At 29.6% G+C, this 21,008-nt stretch carries 20 protein-coding genes; 2 read left to right on the top strand and 18 right to left on the bottom strand.

The window, feature by feature from the left end; genetic code table 11:
* Positions 1-60: 60 nt before the first annotated feature.
* From CUEA01_RS06020 to CUEA01_RS05940, 17 genes are all read right to left on the bottom strand, one after another.
* The gene (locus tag CUEA01_RS06020; RefSeq protein WP_234122132.1) at positions 61-666 is read right to left on the bottom strand and encodes a DivIVA domain-containing protein; all 606 of its coding nucleotides are present in this window, start codon (positions 664-666) and stop codon (positions 61-63) included.
* 66 nt (positions 667-732) lie between these two features.
* Positions 733-993: a YggT family protein gene (locus CUEA01_RS06015; protein WP_234120003.1), complete on the bottom strand. Its 261-nt coding sequence runs from the start codon at positions 991-993 to the stop codon at positions 733-735.
* 150 nt (positions 994-1,143) lie between these two features.
* Entirely contained in the window at positions 1,144-1,608 is a 465-nt protein-coding gene (locus CUEA01_RS06010; protein ID WP_234120001.1) for a cell division protein SepF, read from the bottom strand.
* A 12-nt stretch (positions 1,609-1,620) separates the two neighbouring features.
* Positions 1,621-2,283: a YggS family pyridoxal phosphate-dependent enzyme gene (locus CUEA01_RS06005; protein ID WP_234119999.1), complete on the bottom strand. Its 663-nt coding sequence runs from the start codon at positions 2,281-2,283 to the stop codon at positions 1,621-1,623.
* 157 nt (positions 2,284-2,440) lie between these two features.
* Positions 2,441-3,166: a DUF881 domain-containing protein gene (locus CUEA01_RS06000; RefSeq protein ID WP_234119997.1), complete on the bottom strand. Its 726-nt coding sequence runs from the start codon at positions 3,164-3,166 to the stop codon at positions 2,441-2,443.
* 12 nt (positions 3,167-3,178) lie between these two features.
* Positions 3,179-3,517, bottom strand: a complete 339-nt coding sequence (locus CUEA01_RS05995; RefSeq protein WP_234119987.1) for a small basic family protein — start codon at positions 3,515-3,517, stop codon at positions 3,179-3,181.
* Between the two features lie 17 nt (positions 3,518-3,534).
* On the bottom strand, positions 3,535-4,272 hold the full coding sequence (locus CUEA01_RS05990; RefSeq protein ID WP_234119985.1) for a DUF881 domain-containing protein: 738 nt from the start codon (positions 4,270-4,272) through the stop codon (positions 3,535-3,537).
* Between the two features lie 11 nt (positions 4,273-4,283).
* Positions 4,284-5,039, bottom strand: coding sequence for a cell division protein FtsQ/DivIB (locus CUEA01_RS05985; protein WP_234119973.1), 756 nt, complete (start codon positions 5,037-5,039; stop codon positions 4,284-4,286).
* A gap of 707 nt (positions 5,040-5,746) precedes the next feature.
* Positions 5,747-6,859: a putative lipid II flippase FtsW gene (gene ftsW, locus CUEA01_RS05980; protein WP_234119963.1), complete on the bottom strand. Its 1,113-nt coding sequence runs from the start codon at positions 6,857-6,859 to the stop codon at positions 5,747-5,749.
* Between the two features lie 128 nt (positions 6,860-6,987).
* On the bottom strand, positions 6,988-7,941 hold the full coding sequence (gene mraY, locus CUEA01_RS05975; protein ID WP_234119958.1) for a phospho-N-acetylmuramoyl-pentapeptide-transferase: 954 nt from the start codon (positions 7,939-7,941) through the stop codon (positions 6,988-6,990).
* A gap of 11 nt (positions 7,942-7,952) precedes the next feature.
* Positions 7,953-9,335 (bottom strand): UDP-N-acetylmuramoyl-tripeptide--D-alanyl-D-alanine ligase, encoded by a 1,383-nt coding sequence (locus CUEA01_RS05970; protein ID WP_234119954.1) that lies wholly within the window; start codon positions 9,333-9,335, stop codon positions 7,953-7,955.
* On the bottom strand, positions 9,336-10,784 hold the full coding sequence (locus CUEA01_RS05965; protein WP_234119952.1) for a UDP-N-acetylmuramoyl-L-alanyl-D-glutamate--2,6-diaminopimelate ligase: 1,449 nt from the start codon (positions 10,782-10,784) through the stop codon (positions 9,336-9,338).
* Between the two features lie 175 nt (positions 10,785-10,959).
* Positions 10,960-13,155 carry a stage V sporulation protein D gene (locus CUEA01_RS05960; protein ID WP_234119950.1) on the bottom strand — a complete coding sequence of 732 codons (2,196 nt, stop codon included), beginning with the start codon at positions 13,153-13,155 and terminating at the stop codon, positions 10,960-10,962.
* A gap of 4 nt (positions 13,156-13,159) precedes the next feature.
* Positions 13,160-13,669: a septum formation initiator family protein gene (locus CUEA01_RS05955; RefSeq protein ID WP_234119947.1), complete on the bottom strand. Its 510-nt coding sequence runs from the start codon at positions 13,667-13,669 to the stop codon at positions 13,160-13,162.
* 33 nt (positions 13,670-13,702) lie between these two features.
* Positions 13,703-14,638, bottom strand: coding sequence for a 16S rRNA (cytosine(1402)-N(4))-methyltransferase RsmH (rsmH, locus tag CUEA01_RS05950; RefSeq protein ID WP_234119937.1), 936 nt, complete (start codon positions 14,636-14,638; stop codon positions 13,703-13,705).
* A 14-nt stretch (positions 14,639-14,652) separates the two neighbouring features.
* Positions 14,653-15,081, bottom strand: a complete 429-nt coding sequence (gene mraZ / locus CUEA01_RS05945) for a division/cell wall cluster transcriptional repressor MraZ (RefSeq protein WP_234119934.1) — start codon at positions 15,079-15,081, stop codon at positions 14,653-14,655.
* 871 nt (positions 15,082-15,952) lie between these two features.
* Complete coding sequence (locus CUEA01_RS05940; RefSeq protein WP_234119933.1) at positions 15,953-16,183, bottom strand: hypothetical protein; 231 nt, start codon at positions 16,181-16,183, stop codon at positions 15,953-15,955.
* A gap of 589 nt (positions 16,184-16,772) precedes the next feature.
* On the opposite strand from CUEA01_RS05940, the gene ychF reads away from it, so the two are divergent.
* Positions 16,773-17,870 (top strand): redox-regulated ATPase YchF, encoded by a 1,098-nt coding sequence (ychF, locus tag CUEA01_RS05935; RefSeq protein WP_234119932.1) that lies wholly within the window; start codon positions 16,773-16,775, stop codon positions 17,868-17,870.
* 209 nt (positions 17,871-18,079) lie between these two features.
* Here ychF and CUEA01_RS05930 read toward each other — a convergent pair whose 3' ends face one another.
* Entirely contained in the window at positions 18,080-20,371 is a 2,292-nt protein-coding gene (locus tag CUEA01_RS05930) for an AAA family ATPase (protein ID WP_234119928.1), read from the bottom strand.
* A gap of 193 nt (positions 20,372-20,564) precedes the next feature.
* Here CUEA01_RS05930 and CUEA01_RS05925 point away from each other — a divergent pair, with 193 nt between their 5' ends.
* The gene (locus CUEA01_RS05925) at positions 20,565-20,987 is read left to right on the top strand and encodes a hypothetical protein (RefSeq protein WP_234119927.1); all 423 of its coding nucleotides are present in this window, start codon (positions 20,565-20,567) and stop codon (positions 20,985-20,987) included.
* Positions 20,988-21,008: the final 21 nt, after the last annotated feature.

Below are 21,008 nucleotides of genomic sequence, written 5' to 3'. Positions count from 1 at the left end.
TTGTACTCTGTACTTTGGATAAAGATTTACAATTTTTATATTTTATGAAACAATCTCTTCTTACTTAACAAAAAAACTCTTTATTTCATTTAAATCATTTGTAAAACTTTCCTCATTTTCGTCAACTAACTTAGCCTTTTCTAGATTAGGCTCCTCAATTTTAGCGCTTTCAATTTCCTTTGAAGTTACGCTTACTTCACTTTTTACTGTAGCTATATTATAATTTTTCTCGAAATCACTTTCAAGACTATTAAACATATCAAGTTGCGCATTTATAAAGTTTCTATATTTCGATTTAAATTTTACAAACTCTTGCTTAATTTTATCATAATCTTCATTAATTTTTATTACATCACCATTGGCCTTATCTACCATCTTTTGCGCTGTATCATTGGCACTTTTTAGAATTAAATCCGATTCTTTTTTTGCAGCCTGTTTTGCTTGTTCTGCTGCATTTTGTGCTAATACAAGGGTATTTTGAATTGTTTCTTCTATATGAGCATAATGTTCAAGTTTTTCACTTAATATAGCATTCTTTTCCTTCAACGTAGAATTTTCTTTGTAAATGCTTTCATAGTTATCAGCAATTTGATTTAAAAATTCATCTACTTCATCAGTATCAAAACCCCTTAATGTTTTTTTAAATTCCTTGCTAGTAATATCCATCGCTGTTAATCTGCTATTACCCACTTTATCACCTCAATTTCATAAGTTTTTCAAATTTAAAATGCCTTATCTTAAAAATAGTGCAATAATTAATCTTTCAATAATTTGAATCACAATTAAAGCTATAACAGGAGAAAAATCAATCATAAATCCTGGTGCAATTCGCTCTTGAATGGCTCTAAACGGTGCTAAAATTGGCTCTGTTATATTTCCTATAGCCTGCCTAACACTGTATAAAGAATCACTTGGAACAAAGGATAATACGCAATCGATAATTATAATCCATTCCAATACCCTAAACAAAACAATTATTAAGCTTATAACCATAATTTTTTCCTCCATTATGAATTTAACTTTAAGTTTTTAATTAATAAAGATAAACCACTTGAAACTTTAAAATTAATTTGTATCAAAATGATATCTTCTAGGCATTATGATGCAAATTGATTTTAATAGTTGAGCTGGTATATCTATACTTTATTTTGTCCAATTGAATATTCCTTTATTAGACAATTCACTTTTCAAATCTTTTGTAACATCAACATTTGAAGGAGATAGTATATATACACCCTTTTCTATTTCTTGAAGTTCACCATCTAAAACATAACTTGCACCACCCATGAAATCAAGCAATCTTTGTGCAATTTTAGGTTCTAATTCAGAAACATTTACTACAACAATCCTTCTGTTTTTAAGATCATCACAAATTTGTGTAGCTTCATCGTAATCCTTAGGTTTAACAATTACAACCTTAACAGAATTTGCGGTATGTATGTTTACTACTTTATTTGGTTTTTTGTTTTGTAAGAAACTATTGTCGTATTCCTCTTCCTCTTCAAATGATTTTTTGTCTTCAACTTCATTTTCCTCAATTTCATCGTATTCATCCTCTTCATTTAAACCTATAATTCCCATAACCTTACTTAAAACTTTATTTGCCATTTGTTTACCCTCCTATTTATTATAATTTCTCTTTCCAAATATACCTTGGCCTATCCTTACAACATTAGCGCCCTCTTCAATAGCAATTTTATAATCTCCAGACATTCCCATAGATAGATATTTCATTTCAATATTTTTTAAATTCTCATTTTTTAGTTTATTAAATAAAACTTTCATCTGAGAAAAATATTTTCTATTACTTTCTTCATCGCCTATTGGTATTACTGTCATAATTCCCTTAATTTTTACATGAGTACATTTTTCACATTCTTCTAATAATTCATCAAGGTTTTCCATCAAAATTCCACTTTTGCTTTCTTCTCTTCCAATATTTATTTCTATAAGAGCATCTACAAAAATTTTTTCATTTGAGTACCTTTTTTCTAGTTCACTTAAAAGTTTTACACTATCTAAAGAATGTATTAAAAATACTTTACCAACAATATATTTAACCTTATTAACTTGAAGATGACCAATCAGATGCCATCTAACATCTTTTTCAAATTCATCATACTTAGTCAAAAACTCTTGAACCCTATTTTCTCCAAAATCTCTTATTCCACAATCGTAAGCTTCCTTCATATCTTCGACAGTTTTCGTTTTAGAAACTGCAATAAGTTTTACATCTGGAGGAATATTTTTCCTTATCTCCTCTATATTATTTGCAATGTCCAAGTTAATCGTCTCCTTACCTAAAAATAGGATTTAATAAATATAATATTCTCCATAAAATCAAAAAATCCTTTATAAAACAAATATTTTTTTTAATCTATTTAAATAAAATAAAATTTAAATGTTATTTTATTACTTTTTACTATAATACAACCTATTTTTACTTAATGGTATAATCTTTTACTCTTACATCGCTGGAAAATATTCTGATATCTGGATTAGTTTCCAAATCAATAGTTATATTTCCCTCGCCCCTTAATTTCAAGTAGTTAAGATATCCTCGTTCCGAAAGCATATAATCTTGCAACTTATCCATGTCACCAATAGCTCTTATATCAAATGGTGCTCCTGTTTTAATTCCATTAACTAAAATAAATTCAGCATTACAATATATCTCACTATTACTTAAAATTCTCTGACCATTTATAGAAATAGCCTCTGCCCCTGCACATCTTAAATCATTAACCACATATCTTATATCATGATCATGAATCATATCTGCTACAGTATTAAAATTTTTTACAGTACCAGTAAATTCACCACCACCATCATTAAGTGTTATTTCTATACCTTGACCTTCTATATCTACATTTCCAACAGCCATTTTATCTAAATCTAGTTCATCTTTCATTTGCTGATTTGTTGAAGACATATCATTTGTTGTTTTAGTAAGATCATTTATTTTTTGGTTTAAATTAAAATATTGCTCTTTTAAATCATTTATATCGCTTTCTAATTTACTTCGATTCCTATATGCATCTTGGTATTGTTCTGAATTAAGATATACTTTTTGGTCTACCTTTTCGAAATTCATATTAGATGATATTAATATTCCGACAAAGATTGAGGCAATAAAAATAAACACTGAAGCTTCATTGTTTTTCATTCAATCACCTCATTAGTGAAATTTAGCCTTTTCTAATAACTTTCTTCTTATTGATGCAAAGTTATTAAATATTCTAGTTCCAAACACAATAACAGCAGCTAAATAAATAGGCAAATTTAGCTTATCACCTAAAAATACTAAAGCGACAGAAAGAATTGCATTTCCAAAAAAACCTGATATAAAAACATCAGCCTTATATTGTTTATCAAGCCCAGCCCTAATTGCTCCAAATACTGAATCAAGGCAGGCAAAAATTGCAACTGACAAATATGGTGAAAATTTATCTGGTATTGGGACGTTCAATACAACCCCTAATATAACTCCTATTAACAAACCAAAAACGGCAATCATACACAATCACATCCTAATTATTTATTTGATGGTTTAGCAAAATCAAATTTTATTATTGCATTTGATTTCTTTATAGTAATTTTATCAACTTTATTATAATCTATTTTATAATTTGCGGGTATACCAGAAAAAACTCCTGGATAAGATAAAGCTGAATAAAGAAGTTTACTATTTCCTACGGCTTTTATTGTTATTTTTTCATTAGGAGATATTCTAACATCACCAATAAATATATCTGAGCCACCGCTAGAACTCTTAATTCCTGTTGTTGCAGTAATTCTAACATCATTCACAGAAATTGCTTCAGCCTGAGAAAAATTAAGTTCATTAATTAAATCTACAATATCTTCTCCTTTAATAAGATCCCCACTATCTAAAGCACTTGAAGAATCACTGTTTGAATGTGACAAGCTTTGTGGCGTTATAACAATTTCTACACCTGGACCAACTGCATCTACATTACCAAGAATTAAATTATCTTTATTAAGTTCATCTAATATTTGTTTATTAGTAGTACTACTGCTAGCTGCTGCATCCTGATATCCACTTACCTGTTTATTAAGTTCATCTACTTTCTTTTGCAAGTTAGCTTTTTCTTTTGTTAATTTATCTATATCTTGAGATACTTGAGGACTATTTGTATTAGTATTGCCTTTATCCTCCTGCATACTTGCAATTTTAAGTTGATGTGATAACATAAAGCCAAGTATACAACACACAGCGGCCACTGCTATCTGTGAGCCAACTTTTTTCATCAAAAAACCTCCTAATTTTGAATACAATATACTGGATTTCCATTAAAACTAACATCTACATAACCTTTTTTGTCTTTAAGATTCTCTGAATTTATAATATTTATTGCTTTATTAATTTTACTATCTAATCCATCTACTCTTCCCAAAATTATACTCATGTTATTGACATATGCTTTTAAATTTAAAACATCTGAAATATCCACACTAGTTATTTTCAAATTCTTAACATTAATAACTATATCGGTAAGTTTAGATATTACATCTATTTTTCTATTATCATCACACGGTATAACCTTTCCTATTTTAGCATTATTAGTGTTAAATCCCAATAACTTAATAAGGTTCATCCCATTTAAATTATCTTTTTCTTCCAATACAACACCATTCTTATCTATAATAAGATATTTGTTATCCTTCTCTGCATAAAAAGCAGCTTTTCTTTCAGTAACTGTAATATCAATTGTATCTGGTAATTTCTTAGATATACCAACATTCATTATGTAAGGGTTTTGTTCAATGTTAACTTTATTTTTTTTCAAACTTACATAAAATATATTAGTTCCTTTTTTAATCTGGGACAATCTTACAATTGTATCAGTGTCTATTATACTATTGTTGTGCACCTCTATATTTTTTATATTAAAATAAGGTAACTTTAAGCATAAGGTCACAAGAACAGAAACCAGTATTACTCCAAATAAAATTACTTTTTTTCTTCTTATTTTTTTTCTTCTTCTTTCAATAAGTTCATTTTTTTCTTTTTTCATAAATCCACCCTATTCATAAAGAAACATTTATAAATTAATAATTGCATCAATAACTAAAGATAAACCACTGTGAAACTTGAAATTCATTTGTAACAAAATGCCGTCTTCTTGGAATTATGGTGCATATCAATTTCAATAGTTGAACTGGTTTATCTGTATAGTGAAACTCCCCTGAAACTCAAACTATTTATGTTCCAAAATACCAATCTTCAAGGGATTATGGTACATATATAATTTGTAGTTGAGCTAGCTTCACTATATACATTATATAATATATAATTTCATTAATAAACTACCTTTTTGTTATAATTTAAATTATATCAAAAATTTTATAATATTTAAAATAATATTCATTGAAAATTAAAGGTTGTACAATAACAACTACTAATTTTATAGTAAACTAAAATTATTACAAAATAACTTAATCAATTCACAATTCACAGTTCACAATGCACAATGAAGGATGATTTGCCTCCCTTTCGTTAGGCAAATCTTAAAATTTAAAGTTTAAATGCCTCGCTTAGCACCATAAATGGTGCTACTGCGTAAGCAATAAAAAAAATAAGTTTTAAGATTTTCTGTAGTGAAACGGAAGAAAATCATCCTTCATTGTGAATTGTGCATCGTGAATTGTGAATTGATTTAATTCACAATATTTAAATATTTTTTTCAGCCACTTCATGGTGAATTTTGTATTGATTAAAATTTCACGTGGTTTGTGATGATATATTTAGTAATATGCCTACCGCTATTAAATTGAAAAGCAGTGACGATCCACCATAACTTATAAATGGAAGTGGTACACCAGTTACTGGCATTGAATTAGTTACAACCGCTACATTAATGATTGCTTGAACTGCAAGTACAGAAGTTATTCCTATTGCAAGCAGCGTACCATAAGTATCTCTGGATCTCATAGCAATTCTTATTCCTCTTTGTATTAATACTATAAACAAAATTATTATAAATACACAGCCTATTAAACCAAGTTCTTCTCCTATAATTGAGAAAATAAAATCGTTATACGGTTCTGGTATGTAATAACACTTTTGTCTGGATTGTCCCAGTCCTAGTCCTTTAAGTCCTCCTGAACCTAGTGCCAAAAGAGATTGACAAATCTGATAACCTTCTTTTTGCGAATACTTCCAAGGGTCCAAAAATGCCAAAAACCTTGTATGCCTATATCCAACCGACATTGTAAAATATATACCTAATGGAATAACACCACAAGCCAATATAGAAGCTATGTGTTTTAGCCTTGCTCCACCAACAAACATTATAATAATACTTACTACCATTATTACTGTTGCAATACTTAAGTTTTTTTCAATATAAACTAAGCCTGCAAAAAAAGCTGCTATTAACAAGTACACAATGAAATTAGGGAAAAACTTTTTTATTCTATCCCCATTCTTTTCGATAGCCTTTGCAAGAATTAAAACTATGACATATTTTGCTATTTCAGAAGGTTGAAGATTAAATCCTGGAATCGGTATCCACCTTCTAGCTCCATTAATTGGATGGAAGGCTAAAACAACTAAAAGTAATATAATTGTAACTATAATTAACTTTCCAGTTATTTTTTTTAATTTGTGATAATCAATCTTTTCTACAATAAAAAGCGCCACTAATCCCATTATAGCTGCAAGTCCCTGCTTCTTTAAGAAATACATGTCATCATACTTAAAATTTTTGCTATTTAGTGCACTATATGAGCTTGCACTATACACCATAATAACCCCTATGGCAACTAATAATAAAACTGTCGCAAGAAGTATAAAATCTACTTCAACCTTTTGTAAAAGTTTTGTTTTTGCCATATTCTAATCCTCCCATAAATTATTATCCTATTGATAAACCAGCTCAACTATTAAAATTCATGTGCACCATAATGCCTAGAATATGGCATTTTGGTACAAATCAATTTTAAGTTTCACAATGGTTTATCCTATATCAATGACAAAAATGAAATTAAACACAATATAACTGTTGCAATGGAAAATACAGACACAACTTTAGTTTCATGCCATCCAAGTTTTTCAAAATGATGATGTATAGGTGCCATTTTAAATATTCTTTTACCAGTAAGTTTAAAAGAAGCAACCTGTAATATTACGGATAAAGTTTCCATCAAATATATTCCACCTACAATTATAACCAATAAAGGAAGTTTTAATACTATTGCTACTGCAGCAACAGCCCCTCCAAGCCCAAGCGACCCTGTATCGCCCATAAAAATTTGTGCTGGAAAAGAATTATACTTAAGAAATCCTAAAAGTGTACCTACAACTATCCCACAAAAAACAGATACAGAATATTGATGCCATGAAAAACTTACTACTCCAAAAAAAGTCATAACAAGTATCGTTACCGAAGAAGCTAAACCATCCAATCCATCTGTAAGATTTACTGCGTTTGTAACAGCAACAAGAAAAATAGTTACAAATAAAACATATATAATCGGATTACAAGTCCAAGTTATTTTTAAAAATGGAATAAAAATATCTGTTCCAAAACTTTTACAAGCATAACAGCTAAGAGCAATTGAAACAATGAACTGAAGTAAGAACTTTTGCTTTGCCGTTAATCCTTCATTTTTCTTATGTATAATTTTAAGCATATCATCAAGTAATCCAATAAGTGCAAAAGCTAAAAAAGTTACAAAAACAAAAATCGAATTAGAATTTATATTATCGTGCATAATAAGCATAGTAACTATAGCTGTTGTTATGAAAATTATTCCCCCCATAGTTGGTGTTCCAGCCTTTTTTTTATGGCTTTCTGGTCCCTCTTCTCTTATATTCTGTCCAAACTTCAATTTATGTAAAATAGGGATAAATAAAGGTCCCTGAAGTATAGATATTAAAAACGCAACTAACACTGAATAAACAATTACTCCCATTTTATATCTCCTTATCTAGTCATTAATTCCTTAAGATTTTTCACTATATTTTCAAATTTCATACTTCTAGATGCTTTTACTAAAATTACATCACCATTTTTTAAAATTGCATCTAAATATTTTATCAAATCTTCCATATTTGAAAATGCATTATAATTTTCTTTGCCATAACCTTCGCTATATGCTTTGTTGTAGTCCCCCATGGTTATAAGTTCATCTATTCCTTGAGTTTTAGCATATTTTCCTATATCAAAATGTGCTTCGTAAGATTTTTCCCCAAGTTCTCTCATAGTTCCAAGTATTGCTATTCTTCTTTTACCTTCCACAGTATTTATAACATCAATAGCCGCTATCATGGAATCAGGACTTGCATTGTAACTGTCATCAACAATTGAAAACTTTTCTCCTTTAACTATATCAAGTCTCATTGACGTCATTTTTATGTTTTTAATTCCACTATTAATTTCATCATAAGTTAATCCCATTTTCCTACCACAAGCTATTGCAAGCATTGCATTTTGTATATTGTGTTTTCCTGGAACTAAAATTTCAATATTATCAAAGTTTACACCATCTTTTTCTCTTACACTAAATTTTGATCCATTTTCATTAACTTCTAAATTAAATGCTTTAAAATCACCTTCACTATCAACTGCTGCTTTTATAACCTTGTATTTTGAAGAATGGATTGTACTTAAAAGATCATTATCCTCATTTACAATCAAAGTACTATTTTTATCAAAGAAATCTGTTATTTCAAGCTTAGCCTTTAATATGTTTTCCCTTGTCTTTAAATTTTCAATATGTGATATACCAATATTAGTCATTAGTGCAATATCTGGTCTTGCTGCTTTAGCCATTTTGTGTATTTCATTAAAATGACTCATGCCCATTTCCAAAACTGCAACATCATATGTATTATCTAAATTAAAAATCATAAGCGGCAAACCTATTTCATTATTAAAATTACCTGCTGTTTTAAAAACCTTGAATTTACTTTGAAGAACAGCTGAAGTTATGTCTTTTGTAGAAGTCTTTCCTGTAGATCCAGTAATTGAAACAACCTTTAAATTTTTGAGAGTACTTCTATAAAATTCAGCTAAATCAAGAAGTGCTTTTCCAGTATCCTCTACTAATATTATTGACAATTCTTTATATTTATCTACTGCCCCAAATTTAACTTCATCTATTATGCAAAGCGAAGCACCTTTTTCTGCTGCCTCAGCTATAAATTCATTTCCATTAAAATTTTCACCTTTAAGAGCTATAAATATTGATTTTTCCTCTATTTTCCTCGTATCCGTACTTACTTTATTAAAAGTAGTTTGAGTACCTTTTAATATTAGTTTACCTTCTACCGCTTTTACAACTTGATCTAGTGTAAGATTTTCCAATTAAAACAGCTCCTTTATTAACTTAGCAATTACTTCTCTTTCATCAAAGTGAATAGTTTTATCTTTTAATATTTGATAATCTTCATGTCCTTTTCCTGCTAAAACAATGACATCATCCTCTTTAGCCATCTTTAAAGCCTCTTTTATAGCTTCTTCCCTATTTTCAATAGTTACATAATTATCTTTTTTTATGCCAGCTGTTATATCTCTTATAATTTCTTCTGGTTTTTCACTTCTTGGATTATCTGATGTAATTATTGCAATATCACTCATTTTTGAACCAATTTCACCCATAATAGGCCTCTTAGTTTTATCTCTATCTCCACCACAGCCAAATACGGAAATTAATCTTCCTTTTGTAAATTCTCTTGCAGTACTAAGTATATTCATGAGTCCATCCGGAGTATGTGCATAATCTACGATAACATCAAATTTAAGATTGTATTTATTTGTGACTATTTCGCATCTTCCCGGTACAGAAGCAAGTTTTTCTAAACCTAATTTTACTTTTTCAAGTGATATGCCTTCATTTAAACATGCTGCCGCACTGCACAAGGCATTATAAACATTATACTTTCCAGGTATACTCACAAATGCACTTATTTTATTTCCATTATAATTTAAATCAAAACTTGTTCCCTTAGAGCTCATATTTATATTTTCTGCTCTAACATCAGCTTCATTTTCAATTCCGTATGTTATTTTTGAATTTTTAACATCATTAAATACTTTTTTCCCATATTCATTATCTATATTTATAATAGAATTTTTGCTATTTTCAAATAGTATCATTTTTGCTTTGTAATAATTTTCAAAAGTTTTATGAAAATCAAGATGATCCCTTGTTAAATTAGTAAATATACCTTCATTAAAAGTTATTCCAAAGACTCTATTTAAATATAATGAATGCGAAGATACTTCCATAACACAATACTCTATTCCAGCTTCAACCATATCATGAAATAATTTTTGAAGTTCCATTGATTCTGGTGTTGTTCTATGTGATTCTATTTTTTTATCACCAATATAATTTGCTATTGTTCCTACAAGCCCAACTTTATATCCAGCATTTTCAAGCATTGATTTCATTATATATGTAGAAGTAGTTTTTCCATTTGTTCCTGTAATACCTATAAGTTTAAGTTTCTTTGCTGGATTTCCATAAAAATTAGCACTTAAAAGTGACATAGCCTTTCTTCCATCTTCAACTTTAATTACAGCTGCGTTCGTAATATTTTCAGGCACCTTTGTGCATATTATAGCTTTTGCTCCATTTTCTAATGCTTTTCCTATGTATTTATGTCCATCTGTTTCATAACCTTCAATACAAAAAAACAAACCATTTTGTTCTATTTTTCTAGAATCATAATGCATATTCGTTATTTCTTCATCAACACTTCCATTTATAAGTTCATAACTTACACCAGCTAAAATTTCTTTAAGTTTCAATAAAATCACACTCCCTTTAAAATTAATTTACAATTCACGATGCACAATTCACAATGAAGGATGATTTTCTGTGGTTTCAGAAAATCTTAAAACTTAATATTTTAAAGATTTTTCTCCGCTCGCGGAGAAAAATCAACCTTCATTGTGCATTGTGAACTGTGAATTGTGCATTAGATTAGTCTTCTACTTCTTCCAACGTAATATTTAAAGTGGTTCCCTTATGAACATGACTATTAGGTTTAATATCTTGATCATCAACCACTCCTGATCCTGAAAACTGCGCTTTAATTCCAAGGCTACTTAGAACACTTTCAGCATTAGCCTTACTATAGCCTGTCAAATCTGGTACTACAATATCACCATTACTATTATAGTTTGCACTATCACCTGTGTAAAGTATAATTTTGGTTCCTTCTTTAACAACTGCACCTGGAAGTGGTGAAACATTTGTAATATATGCTCCGCTTCCTTCAATACTATAATCTAAATTTAAATCTTTGAGTTTCTTTATTGCATCCTCTTTTTTCATTCCCCTAATATCGGGAATAACTACATCTTTAAGAAGACTCTTTGCTGTATCATCACTTGATGCATCTGGTTTTATATTAAGATAATTAAATATGTCATTAAATAACTTTTGGCCTACTGGTGCTGATATTTGACCTGCATAATAATTTGATGGATCTGGTTCATCTATTGAAACAAAAACTGTTACCTTTGGATCATCTGCTGGTGCCATACCAACAAATGAAGCAATATATTTTCCTGATTCATAACCTCCACCTTTAGGATTTGGTTTTTGTGCAGTTCCTGTTTTACCTGCTATATGGTATCCAGCTATATACGCTTTCTTACCACCGCCTTCTGATACTACCTTTTCTAAATATCCCCTTAAGGTTTTAGTAACATTTTCATCTATTATTTTTGTTTTGTTGTAATCACTATATGTCTTGTCTACAATTTCTTTATTAGATGAATCACGATGAAGTATGTCCTTCATAACATGTGGTGTAATAAGATATCCACCATTTGCAACAGCATTAAATGCAGTAATATATTGCATCATGGATACAGTATCTGTTTGTCCAAAAGCTATAGTAGCTGCCTCAACCGGTCCTATTTTATCTGTTTTTTTAATGATTCCCTTAGCTTCACCAGGAAGATCAACTCCCGTTTTAGTACCAAAACCAAATTTTGATATATACTTATTTAAATTTGCTCCTCCTAATCGTTCACCTAGCGTCGCAAACCCAACATTACAAGAATTTTTTAAAATGTCAACAAAAGTTTCTGCGCCATGTCCTGTACGCTTCCAACAGTGAATAGTTCTATTTGCTATAGTTATTGAACCATTACAATTGAATTTATCATTTTCGTGAACAACTCCCTCTGACATAGCAGCAACTGAAGTTATAACCTTAAAAATTGAGCCCGGCTCAAAGGTATCACTAACGGCTCTATCCCTCCACTGTTTTTGAAGTTCGTCACTAGTTTTAGTCTTGTCCCATGGATTATTTAAATCATAATCTGGTTTGTTTGCTAAAGCCAGTATTTCGCCATTTTTAGGATTTGTTATAAGTATTGAAACTGCCTTAGCCTTATTATTAACCAAAGCCTCGTCTGCATATTTATCCGCAAAATATTGCATGTTTTTATCAATGGTTAATTCAACATCTTCTCCATCAACAGGTTTTGTATACTCTGATATAGTGTATGGCAGATTTTTACTATTTTTATCAAGTTCAGCGATTCTCACTCCTGGAGTACCTTTCAAATATTTATCATATTCAAGTTCCACACCTGTAAGTCCATCACCATCAGAATTAGTATGTCCAATTACCTGTGACAATAAATTATTATTGGGATAATATCTTTTAGTATCTGGTGAAACAATGACACCATCTACCTTCAAAGCTGAAACCTTATCTGCTTTTGACTTTTCAACACGTCTGGCAAGTATTGCAGATCCCATAGGTCTTCCATCATGAAACTTCCTATTTAGCTGTTTTAGAACATCTTCCTTTGGTATTTCAAGTGCACTAGTCAATTTATTTGCAAGCTCATCTAAAGTAATATTTTTTTTCTTAGTGATATAATTTTTAATAGTATTTAAATCTAAATCGACTCTATACTCATTTCCACTCACTGCAAGTTCTTGTCCAAATCTATCCAGTATTTCTCCTCTTTTAGCTGCTATTTTAACCTCACTTGTCCACTGTTCTATAGCCATCGCTTTGTATTTAGGAGACATCAAAACCATAATTCTGAAAAGACTATAAAACAAAAAGCAGATAAGTACTATAAATATTAAAAATACCCCAAGTAATCTGCTTTTAATAGCTGCTTTATCAACCAAAAACTTTTTTGCCAAATGGCTACCTCCATAAAAATAACTTGCTCATTATAACCTCAAATATATTTTTACTTTTGTTATTTGTATTGCCATCTTTTTTTACCGTAATGCTGTTCTTACTTAAATTAACGTGAACCACATTAGAATCATTTGGCTGAATCATATGTAATTTTTCAGTTGCATTCTTTTGTATTTCTTTTATGTCATCATAGCTTGATAACTTATATTTTAAATTTTCATTTTGACTTGTTATATTTTTCTCTTCATTCTGCAAATTTAACAATTTATCCTGCATAGTATAAATTTCAGAATACCTATATATTATGGTTATTCCCATAATAAATATAATGACTATTGACATAATTATTCTTGCTTGACTCTTAAGCTTCAAGTGTTTTTTTCTTCTCAGTACTTCTCTTTGAGATTCCCTTATTTTTTTATACTTTTCTTCTTCTGAATTTTCATATGTTTTTCTTTCTGGTACCAGCGCAGTATTTCCATTAACTGAGAATTTTTTATCTGCCATTATCATTTTATTCACCTCTCATCATATTATAACCATTAACTATATAATTTTTTCTGCCACCCTTAATTTTGCACTTCTACTTCTTGGATTATCATTTACTTCTTCTTCTGAAGGTTCTATAGGTTTTCTTGTTATTATTTCAATTTCAGGCTTTTTGCCGCATACACATATTGGCATATCCTTAGGACATGTACAAGGATCTTTAAGTTCTTTAAATTTATTTTTAACAATTCTATCCTCAAGAGAATGAAATGTTATTATACACATTCTTCCACTAACATTTAACTTATTTATTCCATCCTCTATAGTCTTATTTAAAATTTCAAGTTCCTTGTTTACCTCAATCCTTATTGCCTGAAAAGTCCTTTTAGCTGGATGTGGTCCTTCCCTTCTAAATCTTGCTGGAATTGCACTTTTTATTACATCAACTAACTCTAATGTAGATTTTATATCTCCTTCTTTTCTTTTCTCTACAATAAAACCAGCAATTCTCTTTGCAAATTTTTCTTCACCATAGTCTTTTATTACCTTATAAAGTTTTTGTTCATCATAGTTATTAACTACATCAAATGCAGAAAATTTACTATCCTTATTCATTCTCATGTCGAGAGGTGCATCATGCATATAGCTAAATCCTCTTTCCGGTTTATCAAGTTGGTAAGATGATACCCCAAGATCCATTAAAATACCATCAACCTTTTCTATATTTAAATCTTCTAATATGTTTTTTATATTATAAAAATTGTTATGTACATAAGTTACATTATTGTAATCCTTTAATTTCTCACTAGCAGCTTTTAAGGCATCAGTATCTTGATCTATACCTATAAGTCTTCCTTTTTGTGACAATCTTTTTAATATTTCACTAGAATGACCAGCTCCACCAAGTGTGCAATCTACATAAATTCCATCCTCTTTTATTTTAAGTTCTTCTATTACTTCATTTAATAGTACAGAAACATGTTTAAACTCCATTGCTATTCTCCTTATCATATTCCAAGTTCACTCATTTTTTCGGCTATTGCATCCATATCTACGTCCGAATCATTGTATTCATTCCATTTTTCCTTGCTCCATATTTCTATTCTTGTTGATACTCCTATGCTAACAAGTTCTTTATTTATAGTCGCATATTTAATTAAATTTTGTGGTATCAAAGCTCTGCCTTGTTTATCTATGCTAATTTCATTTGCTCCTGAAAAGAAAAATCTAACAAATGCCCTTGCATCCTTGCTAGTAAGCGGTAATTTTTTTAATTTTTCCTCAAGAACTTTCCATTCATTTAAGGGGTAAGCATATAAACAACCATCTAATCCTTTTGTAAGTACAAAATTATCTCCTATTTCTTCTCTGAATTTCGATGGAATGATTATTCTGTTTTTACTATCCAATGCATGTTCATATTCACCTATAAACATTTTTCCACCCCATTGTGTATTTTTTACACCACTTTCAACCACTTTTAACCACAATCTATATATTCTATAATAATATAAATATTCCTTCTTTTAAAGTGAAAAGTTTAAAATTTTTAAAGTTTTTTTTGAAAACTTTCTTATTATTTAACAATAGAACAAACAAACTTATGAATATCACATAAAATATGGAAATTTTAAAAGTGAAACATATCCTAATTAAATTATAATTTGAATCATTGTACTCTGATTTAATTTCTAGTTTGACAATATATCTTAAATCTTAAGAATAAAGTTTAGAAGTAGCTTTTGCTTAAGTATGTAATTTTATTCTGTCATATAGATATACAATCTGGAACATTAAAATTGGAAATTCCAAGTTTATCCTGGCAGCAATATTTTTCAATTCACAGTTCACGATGCACAATTCACAATGAAGGATGATTTACCTTTCGCTTCTCTCAGGTAAATCTTAAATTTAAATATTATCAGCTTCGCAAGCACCATATATGGTGCTGTTGCGTAAGCAATAAAAAATAAGTTTTCAGATTTTTCTACGCTTACGTAGAAAAATCATCCTTCATTGTGCATTGTGAATTGTGAATTGAAAATATTAGCATAAGGATACATTTGGTATTTATAATTTCAATGTTTCAAGTTGTCTATCTATATAGATAAACAATTTTAAAAGTTAAAATTAATTATACCAAATTCATCCTGTTAAATTACAATTTGTCGAGCAGAGTACAGAGTACAGTGTACAGTGAATGATGATTTACCTTTTGCTTTGCTTAGGTAAATCTTAAACTTAATGTTGTCAGCTTCGCTGAGCACCATGTATGGCGCGATTGCGCAGCAATAAAAAAATAAGTTTTCAGATTTTTCGCAGTGCTAACGGAGAAAAATCATCCTTCGTTGTACTCTGTACTCCGTACTCTGTGTTAAATTGTAATTTGTCAGGATAAACTTGGAACATTGAAATTGCAAATACCAATTCTATCCTGCTAGCATTAATAAAATTCACATGCCCAAGCCCCATACCAAAGTTTTCCTTTAAACGTTTATTTTTTCCTGTTGCATTTGAAAGTATTTTTATGGGGTTCAAGAATCTTTATGGGCTAAAGCCCAAGCCCCAGGCAAAAGTTTTCCTTTAAACGTTTATTTTTTCTGTTGCATTTGAAAGTATTTTTATGGGGTTCAAGAATCTTTATGGGCTAAAGCCCAAGCCCCAGATATGTGTATTGAATAAATCCCCATTCTAGAGTATAATTTATAAAGATTATTAAGTAGTGTATATTTAAATGGTAGATATTGAAATTTTAATGGAATTACTTTACTAAATTTAAATATTACGAACCATTATTCAGAGTACAACTGACAGAGTACAGAGTACAGTGAAGGATGATTTTCTTCCGCCTTGCTACAGAAAATCTTATAACTTATTTTTTGATTGCTTACGCAATCGCTATATTATTAATGTTGTTCAGCAAAGCTGACAACATTTAAGTTTAAGATTTACCTGACGTAAGAAAAGGTAAATCATCCCTAACTGTACTCTGTCATCTGTAATCTGTACCCTGAATAAAGGTTCGCAATAATTTTAATTTATGATTAAATTAATTATTCAATGTGAAAACTTCATTAAAATTGCATATCCATATTAATATACTTCAAGAAAGGAATGTTACGTATAAATGAGATTAGGAATAGTTGGATTGCCTAATGTTGGTAAAAGTACTTTATTTAATGCTATAACAAAAGCCGGTGCAGAATCTGCAAATTATCCTTTCTGTACAATAGAACCTAATGTAGGAGTTGTGGCAGTTCCTGATAGTAGACTAGATGTACTTGAGAAAATGTATACTTCTAAAAAGAAAGTACACACAAGCATAGAATTTTATGATATAGCAGGCCTTGTAAAAGGTGCAAGCAAAGGTGAAGGTCTTGGTAATAAATTTCTTTCACATATAAGAGAATCTGCTGCAATAGTTCATGTTGTAAGATGTTTCCAAGATGAAAATATTGTTCATGTTGATGGAAGTGTTGATCCCATAAGAGATATTGAAACCATTAGTCTTGAATTAGTATTTTCCGACTTAGACATAATTGACAAAAGAATAGAAAAAACAATAAAAGCAGTACGTTCAGGTGATAAAAAAGCAAAAGAAGAAATGGCTATACTAGAAAGAATAAAAAAGCAACTTGAAGAAGGCAAGCCTGTTAGAACTCTTGAATTTACAGATGATGAAAATGAATTTGTAAAAACTTTATTTCTTTTAACATCAAAGCCTGTTTTATATGCTGCTAATGTTTCTGAGGACGATGTACTTTCTGGTAATATGGAAAATGAACTTGTAAAAAGAGTTGAAGCACTTGCAGAGAAGGAACATTCAGAAGTTATACCTATTTGCGCAAGTCTTGAAGAACAGCTTTCTTCACTAAACGATGAAGAACAAAAGGAAATGTTAGATGAATATGGACTTGAATCTTCTGGATTAGATAGATTGGTAGAAAAGAGCTATAAATTACTCGGACTTATGAGCTTCTTAACTGCTGGACCAGATGAAGTTAGAGCTTGGACAATAGTTAATGGAACAAAAGCTCCAAAAGCTGCAGGAAAGATACATACAGATATTGAAAGAGGATTTATCCGCGCAGAAGTAATTTCATATGATGACCTTGTAGCTTGCGGTTCCGAATCTGCTGCAAAAGAAAAAGGACTGTACAGACTTGAAGGTAAAGATTATATAATGCAGGAAGGCGACGTAGTATTTTTCAGATTTAATGTTTAAGCAATTCATAATTCACGATGCACAATGAATGGAGATTTTCTGTAGCAAAGCTACAGAAAACCTTAAATTTAATTTTTTTATTGCTTTCGCAATAGCACCATAAATGGTGCTAAGCGAAGCTTATAATGTTTAAATTTAAGATTTACCTGACGAAAGGAAGGCAAATCCTCCTTCATTGTGCATTGTGAACTGTGAATTGTGAATTGAATTCAGTGTTTTCTTGTACCAACATACTTTCTAAATTCACTTTTTGCCGCTTTTATCATATCTTCCCACTTAGTATCCATAAGAACATTTACTGCATCTTCAATATTTTTCATTGAATAAATATCAAAATCTCCTTTCAATACTTCCTCTTCAACTTCGTTATTTAATACTATACTATCAACATTACTTTCTGGAATTAAAACACCACATTTTATAACATCATGCATTTTGCATACCTTATAAAATCCTTCTATTTTATAATTAACTCCTCCAATTGGCTGAACCTCACCAAATTGATTTATTGAACCTGTAACAGCTATATTTTGCTTTATTGGAATCTTTGATAGTGCTGATAGCATACATACGGCCTCCGCAACAGAAGCACTATCGCCATCAAGCTTTCCATAAAGCTGCTCAAAACATAATCGAAAATCAACTGGCAGTCTGTTGTGACCTCTAAAAATTTGGTTCATCAATCCTTTAAGTATGCTAATTGATTTACAATGAATTTCTCCACTAAGTGAATTTTCCTTATTTATATCTACAATATGTCCTTCACCTTTATGACAAATGCATGTTATCCTAATAGGTTTTCCAAAAGCTGCATATCCTAAGTCTATGACTGACAACCCGTTAATTTGACCAATTTTGCTTCCTTCAACTTCAAGTAATATTTTTTCCTCTTTATACCTTTCTGAAATTTGCCTTTCAACTAATTCCTCCTTATAGACAACTTTTCTAACATGCTCTCCTGTTATGGTTTTACAATCTTCCCCTTTAGCTAATTCATTTGAAAAAGTAAGTACTTTTGAAATATCAGCATAATCATAATAATACTTATTTCTATTTTCAGCCTTTCTAGCTAGATATTTCGATATTTCCTGAATAGCTGAAAAATCTAAACTTTTTAACTCACTCTCAGTGGAGCACCTATTTAACGTTTTAACTAGAGCCTTTTTACTAGAATCACTTACAATTATAAGTGGATTGTATTCAGCCTTAACCTTAAAGAGATTTCTAAAATCTTCATCCAAATTATATAGTAAATTATAGGATTCATAGTTTCCTATTAGTATAACTTTAACTTTAATAGGAATAGGTTCTGGTTTAAGTCCATTTAATGAAATAGCTTCAAGATATCCATTATTATAATTCAAATCGACCATGCCACTCATAAGTATTTTTTTTAGATAGTAGTATGATAACCTACATGAAAGTAAGTTATTTATTCTAATTATAAGACATCCACCATTTGCCTTTAGAATTGAACCAGCTTTTATTAAACTAATATCGGTCATATAAGTTCCATTGTTACTTTCATACTTAATACTGCCTATGAGATTTTCAAGATTTGGATCATCCTCATAAATAACTGGAACCTTATCATTTCCACTGTTATCAACAATTACATTTACATAATATTTTGATAATATTTCTATTATTTTAGCTTCATCATTTTCGTAGCTTATTGTGTAATTTTTTATTAAATCATTTTCTATTTCCATACATATCTTATCTATAAAGTTGCGGGCTTCACAATTTTCGTAAAGCTCATTGGTACACTTCTCTTTTAAACTTTGAGTTTTAAGGACAAAAAAATCCTTAAAAAACTTTTTAAGCATACCTATTTCATCTTCTTCTACTGCTTTAAGTTTATCAAATATCTTTCTAGCCTTTTTTTTAAGTTCTTTTATTTCTTTTAAAATATTATCCCTTTTCTCCATATCAAGCAATTCATATTCTTTTTCTGTCATTCCGCTGCCATCTTTAATTGGAATAAAATTAAATCCTGCTTCAGAAATTTTAAGCTGAAATCCGCTTTTTTTTGCATCTTCCACTATTTCATTTACAATCTCTTCCTTTTTATTTTGAATGCTATTTATTATTTCTTCTTTTTCTTTATTTTCATATTCATTATAAAATTCATAAGTCAGTTTTAAATACATTTTTTTTATTTCATCTATATATTGTACTAACTTGTTTCCGCATCCTCCTGACATCTTAAGGCTAGTGATATTTTCAGAATTATCTTCCGTAATATAACATATATCCATTGGTTTATACTCTAGATTTAATACTTTGCTTATATAATTTGTAATTGTATTTAACTTATCTCTGCTAAAACCATCAACTATATATATATTATATCCTGAGTCATTTATATGAAGTCCACTTTTTATATTACTGTATAAAGTATCATACTCCTCAAATTCAACTTCATCATCTGCATGGATAATGTTTTCTTCCAAATTACTATTATAAATTACATCATTAGGAGTTAGTTTTCTATACATGCCTTAATCCCTCCTCTCCTTATAATAATATTCTAAATATGTAATTGTATTCACAAATTCATTAACCTATGTTATAATATACAAAAGAATATTTGATGCACTTATTGGAGCCGTTGCACTAAAATTTAGATTATTTATTCAATTAATTATTAATGCAATAGTCCCTTAAATTCAGCATAAAGGAGTTTTTAATATGAGTTTTAAAGAAAAATTGCAGCAATCCTATACTGATAGCTTTTTAAAAAAGAATGGTGATAGATTAACTCAAGTCCAGGGTAATGTAATTTCAGTAAAAATCGAAACTAAAACCATTTTATGGATTTTTCATAAATTGATAGCAACTGTTTTAATTAAACCTGACAGAAGTAAGACAATTGTTAAATGCGTTTACAAAAGAAACAGGTGGTTTAAAAAAATAGAATTTATGACTTTAAATCAAGGAAACCTTGTAATTGTTCAAGGTCTTAAAGGTATAAAAGGTAAAAAAAGCAAACAATCAAGCGAAATTATTGAGATTATGAATATCCGAAATTTAACTACAAAAAAAGATTTAGTAGCTACTGATGGTCAAAGCGCTCCAATAAAGACAACTAGAAAAGTTAAAAGAATGAAATAAAGTTACATAAAAAAGCAGTGA

The organism is Clostridium hydrogenum, assembly GCF_021432385.1.
Lineage (GTDB): Bacteria > Bacillota > Clostridia > Clostridiales > Clostridiaceae > Clostridium_S > Clostridium_S hydrogenum.
This window is presented reverse-complemented; position numbering and strand designations above follow the sequence as displayed.

Coding starts and splice junctions, on each gene's coding strand:
- CUEA01_RS05930 (WP_234119928.1), bottom strand. CDS start 20,371: ATGTATAGAAAACTAACTCCTAATGATGTAATTTATAATAGTAATTTG.
- CUEA01_RS06020 (WP_234122132.1), bottom strand. CDS start 666: ATGGATATTACTAGCAAGGAATTTAAAAAAACATTAAGGGGTTTTGAT.
- CUEA01_RS06000 (WP_234119997.1), bottom strand. CDS start 3,166: ATGAAAAACAATGAAGCTTCAGTGTTTATTTTTATTGCCTCAATCTTT.
- CUEA01_RS05990 (WP_234119985.1), bottom strand. CDS start 4,272: ATGAAAAAAGTTGGCTCACAGATAGCAGTGGCCGCTGTGTGTTGTATA.
- CUEA01_RS05985 (WP_234119973.1), bottom strand. CDS start 5,039: ATGAAAAAAGAAAAAAATGAACTTATTGAAAGAAGAAGAAAAAAAATA.
- CUEA01_RS05955 (WP_234119947.1), bottom strand. CDS start 13,669: ATGATAATGGCAGATAAAAAATTCTCAGTTAATGGAAATACTGCGCTG.
- CUEA01_RS05995 (WP_234119987.1), bottom strand. CDS start 3,517: ATGATTGCCGTTTTTGGTTTGTTAATAGGAGTTATATTAGGGGTTGTA.
- ftsW (WP_234119963.1), bottom strand. CDS start 6,859: ATGGCAAAAACAAAACTTTTACAAAAGGTTGAAGTAGATTTTATACTT.
- ychF (WP_234119932.1), top strand. CDS start 16,773: ATGAGATTAGGAATAGTTGGATTGCCTAATGTTGGTAAAAGTACTTTA.
- rsmH (WP_234119937.1), bottom strand. CDS start 14,638: ATGGAGTTTAAACATGTTTCTGTACTATTAAATGAAGTAATAGAAGAA.
- CUEA01_RS05925 (WP_234119927.1), top strand. CDS start 20,565: ATGAGTTTTAAAGAAAAATTGCAGCAATCCTATACTGATAGCTTTTTA.
- mraY (WP_234119958.1), bottom strand. CDS start 7,941: ATGGGAGTAATTGTTTATTCAGTGTTAGTTGCGTTTTTAATATCTATA.
- CUEA01_RS06015 (WP_234120003.1), bottom strand. CDS start 993: ATGGTTATAAGCTTAATAATTGTTTTGTTTAGGGTATTGGAATGGATT.
- CUEA01_RS06010 (WP_234120001.1), bottom strand. CDS start 1,608: ATGGCAAATAAAGTTTTAAGTAAGGTTATGGGAATTATAGGTTTAAAT.
- mraZ (WP_234119934.1), bottom strand. CDS start 15,081: ATGTTTATAGGTGAATATGAACATGCATTGGATAGTAAAAACAGAATA.